Genomic DNA, 20,205 nt, shown 5'->3' on the forward strand with positions numbered 1-20,205 from the left:
AATTGTTCTAAACCGCAGGAATAAAAGTTTAAAGTAAGCTTTCTATTCCTGCGGTTATTTTATTCTGTCGGTTCTAAAAACATAAAATCAGAACGGATATCCAATGGCGATGTTTAAAATCAAATTCTCTTTTCTCCAGGGACCACTTCCAAAATTAATATCATCGATTACCCATCTCTGACCTTGTGGTAAATAGGGTTTTCTCAACGGAAATGCTAAATCGGTTCTTAAAACTAAAAAAGACAAATCAAAACGCAAACCGGCTCCGGCTCCTACAGCAATATCTTTCATAAAATCTTTGGTAATTTCTCCACCGGGCTTATTGGGATCGGCATTTAAAAGCCAAACGTTTCCGGCATCTACAAATAACGCTCCGCGAACAATACTAAAAAGTTTGGCTCTGTATTCGGTACTAAACTCCAATTTCAAATCGCCTGACTGATCCGGAAGAAAATTATTAGTCGTTTGTGTATTAAGATAACTTCCCGGCCCGAGTGATCTGGCTCTGAAAGCCCGAATGCTATTGGTTCCTCCTACCACAAATTGTTTAGCTGTTGGCAAAGCCCTTGAATTTCCGTACGGAAGTCCTATTCCCAAAATAATCCTGCTGGCCAATTCACTTTCTTTACCCAGCTTTAAATAATGTCTGAGATCACCTCTCATTTTTACATATTGACTAAAAGGAACATCAAAGATATTTTTCTGATTCCCATCTTTAACATTTGCTCCTGTTACCAGACCTGTAACGTTTCCTGCCAAATCTAAATCACCACTAAAATAAAACGTATTTTTTCTACGCTTTTGCATCGTATTGGTATAGGTATACGTATAAGTTGGCCCAAAAATCAATTGTTTTTCAATTATCTTTTCTAATGACGGGTCTTCTTGAATATCTGCTAAATATTCAGCCGTCACGTGATTGGGGCTTACATAGGTCACATCAATTACATTCAGTTGATGTTCTTTTCGAATATTCTCTTTCCACTGGTATCCAAAAGACGTTTTAAAAGAGTTTAAAGCATACAATTGTGTTCTGTTTTGATATTCATACCTTACTGTTGCTTTGGTTCTCGGCACATATTCGCTGGAACCTTCAATATGAAAAAACGGAACGATAAATCTTGGCCAGGTCAAACTGGTTTCTGTTCCCAGCTTATAAATGTTTTTCCCGTTATTGGCTCCTGAAAGCTGAAAATCGGCACCACCAAAAATGGAAACCGTAAATAATTCTGCCCCTCGAAATAAGTTTCTGTTGTTCCAGTTGATATTAATCTCACTACCGGTATAACTCGCCGAGTTCGTTTTTCCCAAAACTTCTACACGAATAAATTTCTTCGGTAAAAGCGTTAGATAATAATACGAATCCAACGCATTGGGTAAACTATCTGAAGGCTTAAATTCATTTTTCACAAAACTAAACGTTCCCAAATTTACAAAACGATTTAGGGTCAGATTGTGGTCTTTACGGTTGTAGAAATCTCCCTTTTTAAAGTGAATGGCGCGATCAAAAACTCTTGGCTTAAAACTGTCAGCTGTATCAATAATGGTGAAGTCTTTATATTGAATAATATCTTTCGGCTGATATTTTACACTGTCTTTTGAAATGGTAAAATTCGGGTAGACTACAATTTTATTGATCTTATAGGCTGTAAGCGCTTTTGGAGGCGTATCCGCTTTAATTACCAATCTAATTTTTACTTCATGATCGCCTTTGCTGCTGTCTACCTGTGCCAAAAGATAATCGGGGTTAAAATAATAATACCCTTTCTCCTTCAATCTGGCGTCTATACGTTCGCGTTCTGCTTTAATAACATCCAAATCATACGGCTGCCCCACTTTCAAGAGACTTCTTCGGCTTGACCTTCCGATTATTCTGGACATGGCCAATGAATCGTCAGGAAAAATCACGCTTTTAATAATGTATTGCTTTTTGGGTACCACTGTATATTCTGCTGTAACTCTTTTATGGCTAACAGTTGAATCGGCACTGACACGGGTTTTAAAATACCCTCTGTTTTCTGTAAAATTGCGAAGGACGGATGCATTATACTCTAAATCAACTTTACTAAAAAGTACAGGAGGTTCTCCCACTTTAGTACGCAGCCAATATCGGATTCCTTTTTGTTTTTTAGGTTCTCCGGCGATATTATAAAACCATAACTTAGGACGTAATCCCAGGAATTGTTTATTGGGTTTAGGGCGCAGTAAATCATTCAGTTCATTTTCCAGTGCTTTTCGTTCTTTCTTTTTAAGAATTGAATCTTTTACGGTTACCGAACCTCCTGTGTATAATAAATCTCCCTCCGGCAAATATTTTGTGTTACTGCATCCAAAAACAAAAAATAAGGACAGCACAACAAAATATCTGACATATTTCATTCTTATATTGTTATGTTTTTTGCTCATTCCCTTCTATTTGATTTTCCTTTTTTTGCTTCTCCTCTTTCTCTTTCAGTTTCTTTTTTTCGTTGCGTAATTTTTCTTCTCTAATCATTTCTTTTTCGGCTGCACTTCGATGAAAAAGTTCACGGAATTTATTGTAACTCATCGTGATGATAAAAGCAACACCGGTTTCAACTACCTGACCTTCGACCGCCACCTGATATTCATTTTTTCGGTAAGCCCGAACCATATAACGGCCGTCTTTGGTTAATTGATAATCCAATGCCACGTCTCCCGCAATATTGGCACTTTGCTCGTTGGCACGCTCCTGACCTTCAACGGCAAAACTGCTCCCTACGGTAACTTTTAATCGATCGTTTAACAACTTTTTGGAAACCCCGACGTTCAGATCGGTTCTGTTTTCTCTGCTACCGGATGTATAATCGTCTGTTGACTCGAGATCAAACTCTAACTGAACTCCGGTGATTAATTCTCCGGCAAGATCATTTAATTGCTGTGACAAAATTTTACTCACACTTTGTCGTGCGAGAGATTCCGCACTGGTTCCCCCGCTTTCACTCGAAAATGGGTTTTCACCAATAAATCGGTTCAATAGTAAAAGAGCAAAAACCTGTTTATTCAATTCCGCCGGTTCTTGTCTTAACTGCTGGAGTTTTGCTTTGGTAAGTGATACTACATTTGCAGAAACATCATTATTGCCCTCCGGAAGTACAATATCAAAAGTGATTTCCGGTTTTAAAAGCTCCCCGTTCATTTTCAACAAGGTCTGAAACGGAATTTTCTGCTTATAGGTGTTTCGCTCAGTAGGGTTATCCGTTGGCAATTGATTGCCCAATAAGTCTATTGGTGCGGTATTTACTTTATAAATCGCCGTAATATTCAGATTGGCCATGGTAGGTTCACCGTTCCAAATGATGTAACTCCCTTTCTGAATATCAAATTTTCGTCGGATCATGTTGAAATTCATCTCATAAGCCCCATCTGAAAACTCATATTTACCGGTTAAAGTTGTTTTTCCTGACGGATCGATTCCACCGGTAAGTTCGGCTTCTCCTTTTAAGTTTAAATAATCACCGTTTCCTTTATCGATAACCAATGTAAGTTCTGCCTCTTTGTCGATGGCAATAGCCACACTCACATCCATACCAACCAACCGCGACTGATTGAGCTTTTGCTCCATTGCAACAGTCTGTTTCAGATATTGATTGTCTTCGTCTACAAATTCAACTATCCCTTCCCGATCGGCGATTGAAGGATCTGATTGCGGCATCACAACTGTAAACTTAGTGTCTTTATTTATTTTAATAGTTCCGCCAACTACAGGATTTTCGAGCGTTCCTTTGATATTCAGCTTGCTGTCTAACACCAAATCTCCATAAAACAAATCATTGTCTTTTTCCTGCGAATGTATCGCTCTGAAATTATCTGCCACTACAGTTAAGCCAAAGTCAAATTTGGTATAATCTGTTGCTTTAATGGTTCCGTTTACAATCAGTTCATTGTCGTTTTCATCCTGAAAAGTAAACGTATCAAAAGTGATAATATCATCCTGAAGTGTTATTTTTTCATCAGCTGTTATGTAGTAGGAATTAAATTTTGTTATTCTGAAACCTGTCTCTTTAAATTCCAGTGCTCCGTTTACTTTTGGCGCAGCAGCATTTCCGGTAATTTTGAAATTCCCTGCTAAAAATCCAGTTCCCTCAGTCAGATTGCCCATGCTGAATCCCTGAATACTTTTGATATTTAATTTGTTCAGATCCAGATTAAAATCCAGATTTCCATCGTCGATTTTATAATTTCCGGTCAGGTTTACATCATTTCCTTCTCCGCTAAGAGTAACATTGGCTGCCAGCAAATTATTGGTTTTATTGTCTACTTTTACTGTAATATCTCCAACAGGTTCTCCTTTAAAAGCAAATTGATCTACTTTTATGTCCGAAGTAAAAGTAGGTTTGGTCATTACATTTTCAACCAGTGCATGCCCATTAATCAGACCCTGCATTAACAATTGATCTTTTTTGACGATGTTCATAATCGTCTCTATTTTGAAATTTACAAAATCAATCTGTAAAGGTGCACTATCCTGATCTCCCAAGGATTGAACTCTTAATTCATTACCCGAATTTTCTAAGTTAAATTTATTGACATACAATCTTTTGTCTCCAAACTCCACCACATTTTCCGGATTCATATTCCATTTATCATAATTCAGAATAAAATTTTGAGCATCAATTCTGAAACTGCTTTTTGAACCGTCGTGTTTTAAGTCTCCCGCAATAAAATACTGTTGTTTCTCTTTAGCATCTTTTACTTCAAGTGCATAATCCAAAACATTATTTTCAATTTTTCCGGATAAGCTTGTAAATGGAATTTTTAAAGAACCGCTCTCAATTGTTCCAAAAGAAGCATTGTATTCTAACCCATTTTCTTTGGCTTCGATATTGATTTTCCCGTCGGCAATGGTGTTAGCGGCATATACAATTCTCGGAATACTTCCGTTGATTTGAAGAGAATCGGTTACATTGTTGTATTTTCCTGTTAGGGTAATCGGCTCTAAACCTTTTAATTCCGGAAGCAGTTTCAGTAAAATAGGATCGTTATCCACCTTTATTGTAAAAGCCAATCGTTGCTCATCCGTTTCTCCTTTTACTTTTGGACTTTTTAAATCGATGTACTTTGACAGTGATTTTTTTAATGCTGCCGTTAAAGTCGTCAGTTTGTATTTCCCATCAACCTCTGCATTTAAAAACTGAGAAGAAACTTTGATATTGTTTCGATTTTGATCCGCAAAGGCAATCAATCTGATAGAATCGAGAACGATAGGTTCTACTGTCTGCGCAATCTGAATGTTGGAAAGAAATACTTTTCCGTTCAAAAAATCAGGATTACTGTTGGCAATATCTGCATCAACATTTCCACGCAGTTTCATTGGACCGGCATGCAGATTTAATTTTTCCAAATCGGCAATATCCAGGTTTAATTTTAACTGAATGGAAGGGTATTTCTCTTCGGTATTTCCACTGGCCGTTAAATCGAAATGCAGGTTAGGGTCTTTCATTCCGGAGTTTAGAACAAAAGATCCTTTCTCGATATTGCCTTTTACAGCCAAATCTTTATAGGTATATTTATTGAAAACAGCCTTCTGAACCAATCCGTCAAATTCTGCCTGTGCTGTTTTTGGATCTAATCCCTTGCCTTTTACTTTTGCTTTAAGCGTAATTCTTCCTATTGAATCGTTTTTAATCAATTTTCCTAAATCAAAATCCAGCAAATAAACAGTCGCATCGTACTTTTCTTTTTTCTTCACTCGCTGATCGAACAAAGCATCTACTTTTGCATTTCCGAAACTACTGCTGAAAGCCAGCTTGGTTTTAAAATTAGCGACAGAACCTTTAAACTTACCTTGCAAATTAAGCTGTGAAGGCAATTGAATATTCTTTGGAACAGTTCCCGAAGGTACAAACGAATAAATGTCTTTTGACGTACTTGAAAGTTTTCTGATGTCTAAATCGTAATCCGCTTTTTGTGCATCAGGCATCCCTTTTATCTTTCCTGAAACAGTAACTTTTGTAGCTCCGATTCCGCTCATTTCGAACTGTGCAATATTCAGATCTTTTATCTGCCCTCTCAAACGTGCATTGACCTTCAAAACGGCATTTGGATTACTCTTAAACGGATTGGTTTTCTGTAAATCGGGAGCGAAAAGCAGGACATCTTTAAAACCGATTTTGGATTGATTTAAATTGGCCTCTAAAGTAAGATTACCCAAATCTTTGGAAACAGAAGCGATGGAAGGATAACCCACTTTTATACTATTCTGAAAAAGCGTTTGGGGTGTTTTTAAATACAAATTGTTCAGGTAAGCGTTCTTTGGTCCATAAAAGAAATTGGTTTTTAAAGCCTGAAGCTGCAAGCCGCTTTTATCTTTTAAGGTCAGCGTTTTTATACTTCCTGAAATTGTATCGTTCCCATAATACAATTTTTCTGCTTTAAAATTAACTTTACTCAGATCCATATGACTGTAATCAACTCCTTTCGAAATTGGTTTTGACTGCATATCATCAAATTTGAACGCTATATTTTGGATGTCTATAACATTCAACTTTACTTTCCATCCTGCCTGTTTTATGGCAGTAGTATCTAAATCAGGAGTTTGAAGCTGTTTGTCTTTTGCGCCCAAACGTAGATTCCCTTTTAAATTTTTAAGTTCGAAAGCTTCGAAATCCAATAATTGACGGTTCAAATCAATTTTGTTTACAGCTACATTCAACTGATCCAGTTGTATTCCGGAATCTAATTTGGAATCTTTGTTGTCGTAAACAATATCAATTTTTGCTAATCTGATGTTTCCTAACTTCAAATTGAAATCTGCTCTTTTCGAGACGGTATCTATCGTTTGCACTGATGTTTCAACGATCTTTTCGACCACATCCTGATTCAAAACCACCTTTAATCCGCTTAGATTAATATCCGGAATATTGAAATTCATTTTATCTAAATCGAATTCCCTGAATTTGGTATCAAAATGCGTGAGTTTTACACGAGTATCGTTTTTAGAAAAATCGTCTTTAAAATCAAACCTGACGCTATCCAGATTTATTTTTACAACCGAAATTTTAAAAGGTTTGCTGTTCGGATCTTCAACCTTTGGTTCTTTAGACTCAAATGCTTTAATAATATAATCAAAATTAAAAGCTCCTTTTTTGTCCCTTGAAATACGAACTGCGGTATTTTGCAGTGAAACCGAATTAATCTCCAATTCACTGTTGATCAATTTAAATAAATCAACATCCAACTCCAGACGTTTTCCGCTTAAGAGAGTATCCTTTTTTTGATCTTCAAAGTAAAATCCTTCCAAAACAATATCTTTCGGAAATTTTATCGAAATATGATCTAACGAAACTTTGGTTTTTATCTTTTTATGCAAATAAGTAATGGCCTTATCTTTTACAAAATTCTGGACGGAAGGAACCTGAATTAAGACAATAAGAAGCAGTAAAAGAGTAATTACAGAAGCCATGCACCAAAGCAGTACACGAAGTGTTTTTTTTAGAAAATGAATGGTTTTCTTATTCATACGTCAATAAAACACATTTAGATTAAAGTTTCATTTGGACAAATCTGCAAAAACAAATTTGTAAAATTTAAACTCAAACAATTTACATAATTACCTGTAATTATTCTAAAATTTAGCAACAAATAATTATTTTCTTACGTTTGGTATTGTAGTTACCGAGCGGAAACCTAAAGAATTCTGCTCTGTTGAAATTGATATTTTAAATTTTAGCAAATTTTTACAATGCTCTGAATATCAAAACGTATTAAAAATCCTGAAGGTTTTAAAACTTAATATGCTGCCATTTTTCTTCTACACTTTTTATTTTTTGACGAAGCTTGACTAAAAATTTCTGATGCTGCTCAGATTCCGGATTAAAGCTTCGATGGTGAAGACTTTTTTGAATTTCTCCTACTTCCAGCAAGGTTGAAATGCTATTCTCTGCAATATAATTTTCACTGAATCTCTGCCAGATATAGTCAATTGCTACAACATTCGGATGCAGCATGTCTTCGGCATAAAAACGATAATCACGAAGTTCGTCCATCATAATTTCGTAAGAAGGAAAATATCCTAATTGCTGATTGTCGATTTTAGATTGCAGATTCTGGTGAAGCCCCGTAAATAAATGTGACTTACTCAATTGATTTTCTACAAAACCGTCTTTGATATGGCGAACTGGTGAAATGGTAAAAATGAAATTTATATTCGGATTTGAACCATAAATTAAGCGGATTGTATTTTGAATGCTTTTCTGAATTACATCAGCAGTCAATAATTCTTTCGTGAATTGTCTTTGCGGTACTTTATGACAATTAGCGACTACTTCGTTACTTTCAATATTTCTGTAAATCCATGAGGTTCCATAGGTTACTATGAGGTGAGTGGCCTCCTTGATTTGTTTGTTTGTTTTGGTAATTGCTTCGTTAAGTGTTTGCAACAACTCCTGTCGATCGGAATGACTCAAATCTGAATGAACTTCAAAACAATGCCAGCGTTCGTTATGAAAAAAAACATCTTTCTCCGTAAAAAACTCTTGTTTAACCACTCTCTGAATCACTTTCTCAATGGAAACCGGATTGAAGATAATTCCAAATGGATTGGTTTCGTTCTGAAGCTTAAAATAATCAAATTTCTCTGCCATGTTTTCCGCAAAACAAGATCCCACAGAAATGATCTTCGAATGATAATCGATTGGATTACTGCTTTTTGAAACTGGAATCTGGGTTCTGAATTGCATGAAGTTGTTTTGTGTAAATTTCGGTTATTTTTCACAAACAAAAAAGCCGAAAACAAAATGCCCCCGACTTTTCGCCCCCAAATTTTAAACTTTCTACTAATAGAAATATTCAGATGTATATTTTAATCCTTCAGCATTATCAATGCTTTTTTCAGGATATCCCGCTGTATTATACGCCTAACTTATAGATAGAACATATATTCTTTCCTAAAGTATCTGCAATTTCATTGTCAAAAACTCCGCTTCCTTCTCCATCCACAAAAGAAATTTTATCAAATCCTAAAATATTCTTAGCAGTATTATTTTTAGCATTACAAACGTAACACACCTAAAAATCAAAACCTTACGGGATTCCACATCGAAAACACAGAACTCAATCCAAAACAAACCTAATGCACTGATAATGAATAACATACATTAAAAAACATTTTAGAAAAAAAATAACTAAAAAACAAAAAACCGTATAAATACCTAGCTATTTTCTTGTATTTGCTTATTCCCCGCGGCTAAAAAAAATGGAAAGGGTGCTCTGAATTACATGAGGCTTAATTTGAACACGAGTTTTGCCTGTTTTGGGCAATAAAAAAACCAAATACAAGAGTATTTGGTTTTTCATATAAATTGTAATTTTGCTTTTAGTATGTAAACTGAGCTGTCTCCGTTAACGTTCCATTGTCACTAAAATGTTTTTTCTCCGTTGGAAAATTATTGTTATTGTAAAGATAAGAGAAAGTACTAACTGAAGCTAATCCTGTTGAAGTACCTGTTATTTTAACAACATTGTTAGCTGAAGCACTCTCTTCCATACCAGTTAAAAGTTTAAGACCAGTAACGTTAGTATTAGGATTCTTTTTTGAATCATATTCATACGTATACGTAGAATTAGGTTTACCATAATAAGAACTTTCATACTTCACTAAGTTACCGTCTTTGTACGTATATTTTCCAACTTTTCCACCTTCTGCTTCAGCTCCAGTTGCAGCATTTATATTAAACTCTTCAAAAGAAACAGTACCGTCTCCATTTTGAGTATATTTCGTTTTGTAAAATTGAGTTGCACCTACATTTTTTACAGTTTCAGAAGCTAGCTTTCCTGCAGAATAGCTGTATTCAGTAGTCGTTTTAAGTACTTTATCTGCTCCGAATTCTTCTGTTTTTGCGATTAAATCACCTACATAAGAATATTTAATTGTGTAACCGTCATCATCTGTTTCACTTACTAATTTATCTCCTTCATATTTCACCTCAGTAAAATAATTCTCTTTAGGATCAGAGTAAGAAAAAGCAATTTTTGATGGTTTTACTGAAGCTGATGCATCTGCGGCATCATCACTTGAACAAGAAGAAACTACTAGAGCCAAAGCACTAAAAAGGCATAAAATTTTTTTCATTTTGATTTGGTTAAATTTATTTTGCTGCAAACTTAATACACCCCAAAACTAAAACCTTACGGGATTCCACATTTAAAAACACACCATAATCAAAAACAGTCTCCAACACATTAGTAACAAGAAAGATATAGCAAATCCATTAATAATAAAGTTTAATAAAAAACTAAAATGCGATATCAATACTTAGCTTTTTTCTTAAGTTTCCATTTTGTTCTCCTATAAAAAAGAGGTCTTGCAGAAAATTAAAACACGCTACATCTAAAAAAACACCGGCAATTTCAACTGTAAAAAAATTTACATTTTTAATAACAAAAATCCATTTAACAGTGTTAAACAATTCACTACTTTTACATCTTCCATAAATTCAAATTCACTTATGAAATTACTGTATTCTTATATAATCAAACATAAAATGTTACTGTTTTTTGCTTTGATTATGGCTTCGATCAATATTTGTTTCAGTTTATCAGACTCTATTATTACCGGTAAATTAATGCAGGATTGTGGTGTTGGTTTACATAAATATGACGGAAACCCAGTTGGTTTTATCAAATCATTAGCATTCTGGTTAGGACTTTCGCTTGGTGCGGCCATGGTATCGAGAATTACCAAAAACTTTCAGGATTATTTTACCAATGTTGTCATTCAGCGTACCGGAGCGCAGATGTACACAGACGGAATTAAAAAATCACTGGACCTGCCGTTTGCCGAATTTGAAGACCAAAGAAGCGGTGAAACGTTAAGCAAACTCACCAAAGTACGCTCCGATTCTGAGAAATTAATCACACTATCGATTTCTTTAATCTTTCAGACCGTGATTGGTTTTGTATTTGTGATTGTTTATGTTGCCAGAATCGATTATCGTATTTCGATTATCTTTTTGATCACGGCGCCAATCATAGCTCTGGTTAGTTCATATCTGGGTAAAAAGATCAAAATTGTCTCTAAAAAAATCGTAAATCAGACCAATGCTTTAGCCGGTTCCACCACTGAAAGTTTAAGAAACATTGAACTTGTAAAAAGTCTTGGATTGACGTATCAGGAAGAAAAACGTCTGAACCTAAATACATTTAAAATTCTACAGCTCGAACTTCAAAAAATCCGTTTCATCAGGAGTTTGAGTTTTATTCAAGGCACAACTGTACACTTTTTGAGAACTTGCGTGGTTTTCACTTTGTATTATTTCTTATTTGGAGGAAAAATTATTGTGGGTGATTTGCTAACGATGGTTTTCTTTACTTTTTTCATTTTCGGACCGCTTCAGGAACTTGGAAATTTCATTATTGCCTTAAATGAAACTAAGGTTTCGATGGAGAATTTTAAGACCTTATTGAGCGCTCCGAAAGAATTTCGTCCGAAAAACCCAAAGCATGTCGGAGCTATTCAGTCTTTACTCTTTTCCAATGTAAGTTTTCAACACAAAACCGCTAAATTTAAAGCGGTTGAGAATATCAATTTCGAAATTAAACAGGGACAAACCGTTGCATTTGTGGGCCCGTCAGGGTCAGGAAAAACAACTTTGGTTAAATTACTGGTTGGATTGTACACCCCAGCTGAAGGTCAGGTATTTTACAACGACATCGACTCTACAGAAATTGATTTACTGGACTTAAGAAAACAATTAGGATTCGTTACTCAGGACGCACAGTTATTCTCAGGAACAATTCGCGAGAATTTATTGTTCGTAAGACCTAGCGCTACCGATGAAGACTTATACGATGCCTTGAAAAGAGCGAGCTGCGAAAAACTGCTGCAACGTGCCGAAGACGGTTTAAACACCACAATTGGTGAAGGCGGAATTAAAGTATCCGGTGGTGAAAAACAACGTTTGTCGATTGCCCGTGCTATTTTAAGAAATCCGAATTTATTGATTTTTGACGAAGCCACTTCTGCCCTGGATTCTATTACCGAAGAAGAAATCAATACCACTATTCGTAATATATCCGATAAAAACAGGATCACGGTTCTGATTGCGCACCGACTGTCAACCGTAATGCACGCCGACAAAATATTTGTACTGGAGCAAGGAAAAATCATCGAACAAGGAAAACACGAAGATTTAATTTTTGAAAAAGGCTTGTATTATGCAATGTGGCGCCAGCAGATTGGGGAACGAAAATAATTAAGGGGCTAAGATACTAAGAGGCTAAGGTTCTGAGTTTTCTTAAATCATTATTAAAGAACACTATTTGTCATTTCGAACGAGGGTTTCTCTTTTCGCCCGAAATACTATAAAATATAAAATCCGACAGGTTTTAAAAATCTGTCGGATTTAATTTTTTCTTACCGAAGCTAGTTTGTTTTCAATTAAGCTTGTGAGAGTACTTCTATTTTTCTAATTGTTTTTTTAATAGGTATACTCTTTTGTTTCACTGCCATTTACCGATTTAGTTAAATAATTATCACTATTGTATGTATTCACATAAGTGTTTATATCCTGACTACCATCGCCAGACATATCAGTCACTTTTGTCAGGTTATTTGAAGAGTTAGCATCCTGATCAAAAACATCGGAATCCAGCAACGAGCTATATCCTAATATACTTTTGAAAGGACTGTTTTTAGTATCATATTCTACTACAGTTGTAAAACCATCCGATTCTTGTTTAATAATATTACCATTAACATCCAAAGTAAGAATGCTGGATGAATCTTCAGTTTCTTCAAGGGTTTGTGGATTAATTAGAAGTGTAATCGTCGAAATTGTTCCGTCTGCATTGTAGGTATAAGTTCTTTTTTTATGCAAAGAGTTTCCCGAGTTAACTTTTAATGTAGATTTAAGTTTATCATTTTCATATGTAAAAGTAGTGGTACTTGTATGAGTTGTACCTTCGTAAGTTTCTGTATATACTGCTTTTGTGATTAAATTACCGGTGTACGTAAATACAACTGCAGATCCATTGTCGTATGTTAAACTGGTAATTTTGTTTCCATCATAAGCATAAGTCACAGTACTGCTATCTTCCGGATAAGAGGCATTTGTGTATTTTTCTGTCATGGGCAAAAGCACATTTTCTGCATTGACAGCACTTTCAACATTACTGGAGCAAGAAGCTAAAATAAGTGATAAAATACTAAAAAAACATAGAATTCTTTTCATGTGTGGTAAATTTATTTGTTCATTAATCCCACAAATAAAGCAAAACAAAACTTAAAAACCTATCTCTTTTTATCTGTAAAAAAACTCTTATTTCTGAATGTGCTAATCTCGCAAAGACGCAGAGTCGCAAAGTTTTTTTAAGCTTTTTATCACAGATTACTCACTACTCTTTTAATACCATATTTAATAATTGGAACGTTAAAGTTAATTAATAATCCTAATTTCATTTTGGTAACTTTTAGATAAGTCAAAACTTGCTTTGCGTGAACATCAGAAATCTGTGTAATTGATTTAATTTCTAAAATCACTTTGTTTTCTACTATTAAATCAGCTCTAAATCCGATGTCTAATTTCATTTGATCCCAAACTACTGGTAAGGGCTTTTGCCTTTCTATACGTAAACCTCTCTCCGTTAATTCATGATACAAAATTGCTTCATAAACTGATTCTAATAATCCTGGTCCAAGTTTTACATGTATTTTATAACAGACATCGACTACGATCGCTGAAATTTCATTCTCTGTCATTTTTTCCTTTTTGTGAAATCAAAGAAAAAACCTATAAAAGATTATTCCGTTAAAAAAAAAGTCGCAAAGCTTAAAAAAACTTTGCGACTCTGCGTCTTTGCGAGACTTAGAAAAATTACTTCACAAAATCAACTGCTTTAGCCAGCGCCTCAGCAATTCCATCCACATTTTTACCTCCTGCGGTAGCGAAGAAAGGCTGTCCTCCTCCTCCTCCCTGGATGTATTTTCCTAATTCACGAACTACTTGTCCTGCGTTTAGATTTTTCTCTGCGACAATTTCTTTAGAGATGTAGCAAGTTAACATAGGTTTTCCTTCCTGTGCAGTTGCAAAAACTACAAACAGATTATGATAAGAATTCCCCAATTCATAAGCCAAATCTTTTGCTCCTTCCGGATTTAAATCTACTTGTTTTGCTAAGAACTGAACGCCATTGATTTCTTGCAATTCTTTAGCCAAATCACCTTTCATGTTTTTGGCTTTATCTTTCAACAAGATTTCCAATTGTTTTTTCAACTGAATATTTTCTTCCTGTAAAGACTGAATCGCTTTCACAGGATCCTGAGCATTTTTCAAGGTCTCTCTAATTTCTTCATAAGAAAGCAATTGAGACTCAAAATAATCTTTTGCAGCTTCACTTGTGATAGCTTCAATCCTTCTGATTCCTGCCGCTACAGCTCCTTCTGAAATAATTTTGAAATGCCAGATATCAGCCGTATTTGCCACGTGAGTTCCTCCACATAATTCGACAGAATCACCAAATTTAATCATACGAACCAGGTCACCATACTTCTCTCCAAACAAAGCAATTGCTCCTTCTTCAAGAGCCTGATCTTTTGGAATGGCTCTTTTTTCGATTAAAGGTAAACTTTCACGGATTCTTGCATTCACAAAATTTTCTACTTCTTTTAATTCCTCATCGGATACTTTTGAAAAGTGAGAGAAGTCAAAACGCAAAGAAGCATTTCGAACCATAGATCCTTTTTGCTCAATGTGCGTTCCTAATATTTTACGCAATCCCTGGTGCAATAAATGCGTAGCCGAGTGATTTGACGATGTTTTTGCTCTTTGATTGGCATCCACAACCGCGTTAAATGTTCCTGTTAAATTCTCAGGTAACGATTTTGCCAGGTGAATTGTTTGATTGTTTTCTTTTTTAGTATCAATAATGTAAACGATATCACCGTTTTGAGCTTCCAAATATCCTTTATCTCCTGTTTGTCCTCCGCTTTCACCATAAAATGGAGTCGCATTGAAAACCAATTGATAAATTTCACCATCTTTTACACTATCTACTCTTCGGTACTTCGTAATTTTTACCTGATGTGATAATCTGTCGTAACCTACAAACTCCTGAATATCATCTTCTACCAAAACATTCCAATCCCCTGCAGTAACTTTTGAAGCGGCACGGGAACGTTCTTTTTGCAATTGCAATTGCTCCTGAAATCCTTTTTCATCTAATTTCAATCCTTTTTCAGAAAGAATCAAAGCTGTTAAATCGATCGGAAAACCGTAAGTATCATACAATTCAAAAGCTTTTTTACCATCGATAGTATCTCCTGAATTGTTCAGAATCACAGCATCTAAAAGTACCAATCCCTGATCAAGAGTACGTAAGAAAGAGTTTTCCTCCTCACGAATCACATTCGAGCAAAGTGCTTTTTGAGTTCTGATTTCCGGGAAAGAATCTCCCATTTGCTCACTTAAAGTTTCTACTAATTTGTAGATGAAAGCTTCTTTTATATTCAGGAAAGTAAATCCGTAACGAATAGCACGACGCAAAATACGACGAATTACATAACCTGCACCGGTATTTGACGGCAACTGTCCATCCGCAATAGCAAAAGCTACCGCACGAACGTGGTCTGCAATTACACGAATCGCAATATTTACTTTTTCTTCCGCTTCGTTTGATGCTTTAACGGTATAATTTGCCCCGGTGATAGTTTCAATTTCTCTAATCAAAGGCATGAAAACATCGGTATCATAATTGGATGTTTTTCCTTGTAATGCCATACACAAACGCTCAAATCCCATTCCGGTATCAACGTGTTGTGCAGGAAGTTTTTCTAACGAACCATCAGCTTTACGATTGAATTCCATGAATACATTATTCCAGATTTCAACCACCTGAGGATGATCGTTGTTTACTAAACTTTTACCTGAAACGGCTGCTTTTTCTTCCGGAGTACGCAAATCAACATGAATTTCAGAACAAGGTCCACATGGTCCCTGATCTCCCATTTCCCAGAAGTTGTCTTTTTTATTTCCCAGAATAATACGATCTTCATCAATTAATTCTTTCCAGATATCCCAAGCCTCCTGATCAAACGGCACATTATCTTCTTTGCTTCCTTCGAAAACCGAAACATAAAGATTTTCTTTTGGAATTTTGTACACTTCTGTCAACAATTCCCAAGCCCAGTTAATAGCCTCTTTTTTGAAATAATCTCCAAAAGACCAGTTCCCCAGCATCTCAAACATCGTGTGGTGATAGGTATCGATACCTACTTCCTCTAAATCATTATGCTTTCCTGAAACACGAAGACATTTTTGTGTATCGGCAATTCTTGGACTTTTTGGCGTTCCGTTTCCTAAAAAGTATTCTTTAAACTGGGCCATTCCCGAGTTGTTGAACATTAAGGTTGGATCGTCTTTAAGTACAATAGGAGCCGAAGGAACAATAGTGTGTCCTTTACTCTCAAAAAAATCTAAAAATTGTTTACGTACGTCTTGTGATTTCATATTAAAATTAGAAAATGTGTCAATTTGAAAATGTGATACTTAATTAGAAACATGTTAATCTGAAAATGTGATACTTACCTCTTTTTAATACAAAAATTAAAGTTCCAAACAATAAATTTCGCATTTAAGACATTATCTAATTATCAAATTGACACATTATCTAAATTGTTTTATTCCTGAAAAAAGCTTCGAACATCATGAAACATTTATTAAATTTGTTCGACTAACTTATTTTACAAGCTGCAAAAATAGGGTATTTTAAAATATGGCGAAAGTAAAATATTATTACGACTCAGAAAATCTGGCTTATACAAAAATAAAGACCCGAAAAAGGGCTAAAGTTGGCTATGCATTACTGTTTTTATTGGCTTCGGCATTATTTGGCTTTTTAGTTTTTATACTTTTGATCAATACTCCCTATTTTGAAACGCCAAAAGATCGTTTACAGGCACGAGAAATTGAAAATCTGAAATTACAATATGCCATTCTGAACAGAAAAATGGATGAAATCGATGCTGTAGCCGAGACATTGGAAAACAGAGACAATAACATTTACAGAGTCTATTTTAATAAAGCCGAGATTCCGGATTCTATTCGAAAAGCAGGTTTCAGAGATTCCAGAAAATACAAAGATTTAGAGGGTTACAACAATTCTCAACTGGTTTTAAACACCACAAAACGAATAGATCGTCTCTCTAAAGAATTAGCGATTCAGTCTCGATCGTTAGATGAAATTTTAAAATTAGCCAGTACAAAAGGCACTTTATTGCTGGCAATTCCGGCCATTCAGCCTGTACGAAATGAGAATCTAATACGTATGGCTTCAGGTTTTGGATACAGAACCGACCCATTCACGAAAGTACGAAAAATGCATAACGGAATGGATTTCACCGCCAAAACAGGCACTCCCGTTTATGCTACAGGAGATGGCGTTATCGAGCGGGCCGATAATTCGGCATCAGGATTTGGAAATCATGTGGTCATCAGGCATGGTTTTGGCTACGAAAGTTTGTATGCGCATTTAAGCAAATACAATTGCAGACCCGGACAACGTGTAAAACGAGGTGATGTTATTGGTTATGTGGGAAGCACAGGAAGATCTGAAGGACCGCATTGTCACTATGAAGTACATAAAGACGGCAAAGTCGTAAATCCGCTGAACTTCTATTACGGCAATATTTCGGCAGTCGAATATGTGGCCATTTCACAAATGGCAAACCAGGAAAATCAGTCATTAGATTAATACTGCAAAAAGTAGTATTTTTGGAATAAATATAGAAAATTAAGAAACATGCATATTGAGCTTTCAAAAGATAAACGATATTACAGCATTGGCGAAGTAGCCAAAGCTTTTAATGTCAATGCATCATTGATTCGGTTTTGGGACAGCGAATTTGACATTTTGAAACCAAAAAAGAATGCCAAAGGCAACAGAATGTTTACGCCCGAAGATATCACCAACTTACAATTGATCTATCATTTGGTTAAAGAAAGAGGTTTTACGCTTGAAGGGGCCAAAACACATTTGAAAGAAGGACAAAAGAAAACATTAGATAAATTCGAAATAATACGTAAATTAGAGACCATCAAAACACAATTAATCGATATTAAGAACGAATTATAACCTATTAATTAAATCAGAAACAAACTTAAATTAAATACACATGAAAAGATTTTTGCCTTGGATTATTGGAGCAGTTGTACTTATTGGAATTTACAGCTGGGTTAAAGGGATTAACAATACTGCGGTAACATTAAACCAAACTGTAGAGCAATCCTGGGGAGATGTTCAAACAGCTTACCAAAGACGTAATGACCTTATTGGAAATTTAGTAAACACGGTAAAAGGCGCTGCCGATTTCGAAAAATCAACTTTAACAGCTGTTATCGAAGCTCGTGCAAAAGCAACAAGCGTAACCGTAGATCCTACGAATATTACACCGGAACAACTTGCTGAATTCAACAAAGCTCAAAGCGGCGTATCTTCTTCTTTATCAAGATTATTGGTTTCTGTTGAGCAATATCCAACATTAAAAGCAAACGAAAACTTCTTGAAATTACAAGACGAACTGGCTAGTACTGAAAATCAGATTTTAACGGCAAGAACACGTTTCAACGAAGCGGTAAAACCATACAACAACCACATCAAAACATTCCCAAATAGTTTATTTGCAGGTATGTTTGGATTTAAAGAAAAAGCATACTTTAATGCTGTTGAAGGTGCAGACAAACCGGTTGAAGTAAAATTCTAAAAACATTTTTTAGATCATAATCTAAAATCAACAATCTAAACTCTAAAATTATTTCAATGTCAAAAGTAGAAGATTTTTTATCCAAAGAAGAAGAACAAGATATTGTTGAAGCTATTCGTGTGGCCGAAAATAATACTTCTGGCGAAATTAGAGTACATATAGAACAAACAACTTCTAAAGCTCCTTTTGACAGGGCTTTGGAAGTTTTTCATGAATTAAAAATGCACGAAACCCAGCTTCAAAATGGGGTTTTGTTTTACTTTGCCGTTGCTGATAAAAATTTTGCAATTTGTGGAGACAAAGGTATAAATGATGTGGTTACTCCTGATTTTTGGGACTGTACCAAAGATGCCATGATTCTACAATTTAAATCAGGAAACTTCAAACAAGGTATTGTTGATGGCATTTTGAATGCCGGCGAACAATTGAAAAAGTACTTTCCGTGGTCTGAAGGTGACAGCAATGAATTATCAAACGAAATATCAAAAGGATAAATAATGAAAATTTCAAAATACAAAATCTCAAATTCCAACAGAATTTTTCAGTTTACTCTTTTGTTTATCGCGCTTGTTACCTGCAACAGTATTTTTGCACAATTTACAATACCTGAAAAACCAAGTTTACAAACTTCGGTTTACGATTATGCCAACATCTTAAATGCATCTGAAAAATCTCAGCTGGAACAAAAACTAATTCGTTATTCTGACTCCACTACTACTCAAATTGTAGTGATTACGATCGAAAGTTTAAAAGGCGAAGATGTAAGTCAGTTAGCAACCAAATGGGGACAAACCTGGGGAATTGGAGGAACTGCAAAAGACGATAATGGTGTTATTATCCTGCTGGCAAAAAAGGAGAAAAAAATTGCCATAAATCCCGGTTATGGTCTCGAAGACCGATTGACTGCCGGAATTGGCGGAACAATCATCCGAAATATAATTATTCCGGAATTCAAAGCCGGAAGTTTTTACAACGGACTTGACAAAGGAACAGATGCTATCATTGATGTTTTTAAAGGAAAATTCAAAGGCGAGCGCAAACAAACCAAAGGAAAAGATTTTCCAATCCTGCCTTTTATTATAATTGTCGTAATTGTATTAATTTTACTGTCCCGAAACAAAAGAGGCGGCGGAGGTAATTCAGGCAATAATAGCGGAGGCGGCGGCCCCAGCCTGCTCGATGTCATCATTCTAAGCAATCTTGGAAGAAGCGGCGGAGGCGGATTTGGAGGCTTCGGCGGAGGATCATCCGGAGGTGGAGGTGGCTTTGGCGGAGGTTTTGGCGGAGGAGGCTTCTCTGGAGGAGGTTCTAGCGGAGGCTGGTAAACAGTTTCAGGTTTCAGGTTTCAGGTTTCAGGTTTCAGGTTTCAGGTTTCAGGTTTCAGGTTTCAGGTTTCAGGTTTCAGGTTTCAGGTTTCAGGTTTCAGGTTTCAGGTTTCAGGTTTCAGGTTTCAGGTTTCAGGTTTCAGGTTTCAGGTTTCAGGTTTCAGG

General features: G+C 35.6%; 14 protein-coding genes. 7 read left to right on the top strand and 7 right to left on the bottom strand.

What is annotated here, in order from left to right; genetic code table 11:
• Window positions 1–87 precede the first annotated feature (87 nt).
• The 4 genes from tamL to BHE19_RS00480 form a co-directional block, all read right to left on the bottom strand.
• Window positions 88–2,406, bottom strand: a complete 2,319-nt coding sequence (tamL, locus tag BHE19_RS00465) for a translocation and assembly module lipoprotein TamL (protein WP_083342425.1) — start codon at window positions 2,404–2,406, stop codon at window positions 88–90.
• Window positions 2,390–7,480 (bottom strand): translocation/assembly module TamB domain-containing protein, encoded by a 5,091-nt coding sequence (locus BHE19_RS00470; RefSeq protein ID WP_070905529.1) that lies wholly within the window; start codon window positions 7,478–7,480, stop codon window positions 2,390–2,392. Before BHE19_RS00470 ends, tamL begins: the two co-directional genes overlap by 17 nt.
• Before the next feature lie 262 nt (window positions 7,481–7,742).
• Entirely contained in the window at window positions 7,743–8,699 is a 957-nt protein-coding gene (locus tag BHE19_RS00475; RefSeq protein ID WP_070905530.1) for a GSCFA domain-containing protein, read from the bottom strand.
• Window positions 8,700–9,334: 635 nt separating this feature from the next.
• The gene (locus tag BHE19_RS00480; RefSeq protein ID WP_070905531.1) at window positions 9,335–10,090 is read right to left on the bottom strand and encodes a hypothetical protein; all 756 of its coding nucleotides are present in this window, start codon (window positions 10,088–10,090) and stop codon (window positions 9,335–9,337) included.
• A 376-nt stretch (window positions 10,091–10,466) separates the two neighbouring features.
• Between BHE19_RS00480 and BHE19_RS00485 the strand changes: the two genes are divergently transcribed.
• The gene (locus BHE19_RS00485) at window positions 10,467–12,212 is read left to right on the top strand and encodes an ABC transporter ATP-binding protein (RefSeq protein WP_017498648.1); all 1,746 of its coding nucleotides are present in this window, start codon (window positions 10,467–10,469) and stop codon (window positions 12,210–12,212) included.
• 225 nt (window positions 12,213–12,437) lie between these two features.
• Here the strand turns inward: BHE19_RS00485 and BHE19_RS00490 are convergent, their stop codons facing one another.
• The 3 genes from BHE19_RS00490 to alaS all read right to left on the bottom strand — a co-directional run bounded on the left by BHE19_RS00490 (window position 12,438) and on the right by alaS (window position 16,463).
• Window positions 12,438–13,190, bottom strand: a complete 753-nt coding sequence (locus BHE19_RS00490; RefSeq protein ID WP_070905532.1) for a hypothetical protein — start codon at window positions 13,188–13,190, stop codon at window positions 12,438–12,440.
• Window positions 13,191–13,339: 149 nt separating this feature from the next.
• Complete coding sequence (locus BHE19_RS00495; protein WP_070905533.1) at window positions 13,340–13,717, bottom strand: GxxExxY protein; 378 nt, start codon at window positions 13,715–13,717, stop codon at window positions 13,340–13,342.
• Between the two features lie 115 nt (window positions 13,718–13,832).
• The gene (gene alaS, locus BHE19_RS00500) at window positions 13,833–16,463 is read right to left on the bottom strand and encodes an alanine--tRNA ligase (RefSeq protein ID WP_070905534.1); all 2,631 of its coding nucleotides are present in this window, start codon (window positions 16,461–16,463) and stop codon (window positions 13,833–13,835) included.
• 265 nt (window positions 16,464–16,728) lie between these two features.
• Here alaS and BHE19_RS00505 point away from each other — a divergent pair, with 265 nt between their 5' ends.
• From BHE19_RS00505 to BHE19_RS22870, 6 genes are all read left to right on the top strand, one after another.
• On the top strand, window positions 16,729–17,706 hold the full coding sequence (locus BHE19_RS00505; RefSeq protein ID WP_070905535.1) for a M23 family metallopeptidase: 978 nt from the start codon (window positions 16,729–16,731) through the stop codon (window positions 17,704–17,706).
• A 48-nt stretch (window positions 17,707–17,754) separates the two neighbouring features.
• Window positions 17,755–18,087, top strand: a complete 333-nt coding sequence (locus tag BHE19_RS00510; RefSeq protein WP_017498653.1) for a MerR family transcriptional regulator — start codon at window positions 17,755–17,757, stop codon at window positions 18,085–18,087.
• Between the two features lie 40 nt (window positions 18,088–18,127).
• On the top strand, window positions 18,128–18,715 hold the full coding sequence (locus BHE19_RS00515; protein ID WP_017498654.1) for a LemA family protein: 588 nt from the start codon (window positions 18,128–18,130) through the stop codon (window positions 18,713–18,715).
• A gap of 56 nt (window positions 18,716–18,771) precedes the next feature.
• Window positions 18,772–19,209 carry a TPM domain-containing protein gene (locus tag BHE19_RS00520; protein WP_070905536.1) on the top strand — a complete coding sequence of 146 codons (438 nt, stop codon included), beginning with the start codon at window positions 18,772–18,774 and terminating at the stop codon, window positions 19,207–19,209.
• A gap of 3 nt (window positions 19,210–19,212) precedes the next feature.
• Entirely contained in the window at window positions 19,213–20,040 is an 828-nt protein-coding gene (locus BHE19_RS00525) for a TPM domain-containing protein (protein WP_017498656.1), read from the top strand.
• A partial coding sequence (locus BHE19_RS22870) for a hypothetical protein (protein ID WP_207544101.1) occupies window positions 19,976–20,205 on the top strand: 230 nt, incomplete at its 3' end. The genes BHE19_RS00525 and BHE19_RS22870, both read left to right, overlap by 65 nt.

The organism is Flavobacterium tructae (assembly GCF_001853485.1).
Classification (GTDB): Bacteria; Bacteroidota; Bacteroidia; order Flavobacteriales; family Flavobacteriaceae; genus Flavobacterium; species Flavobacterium tructae.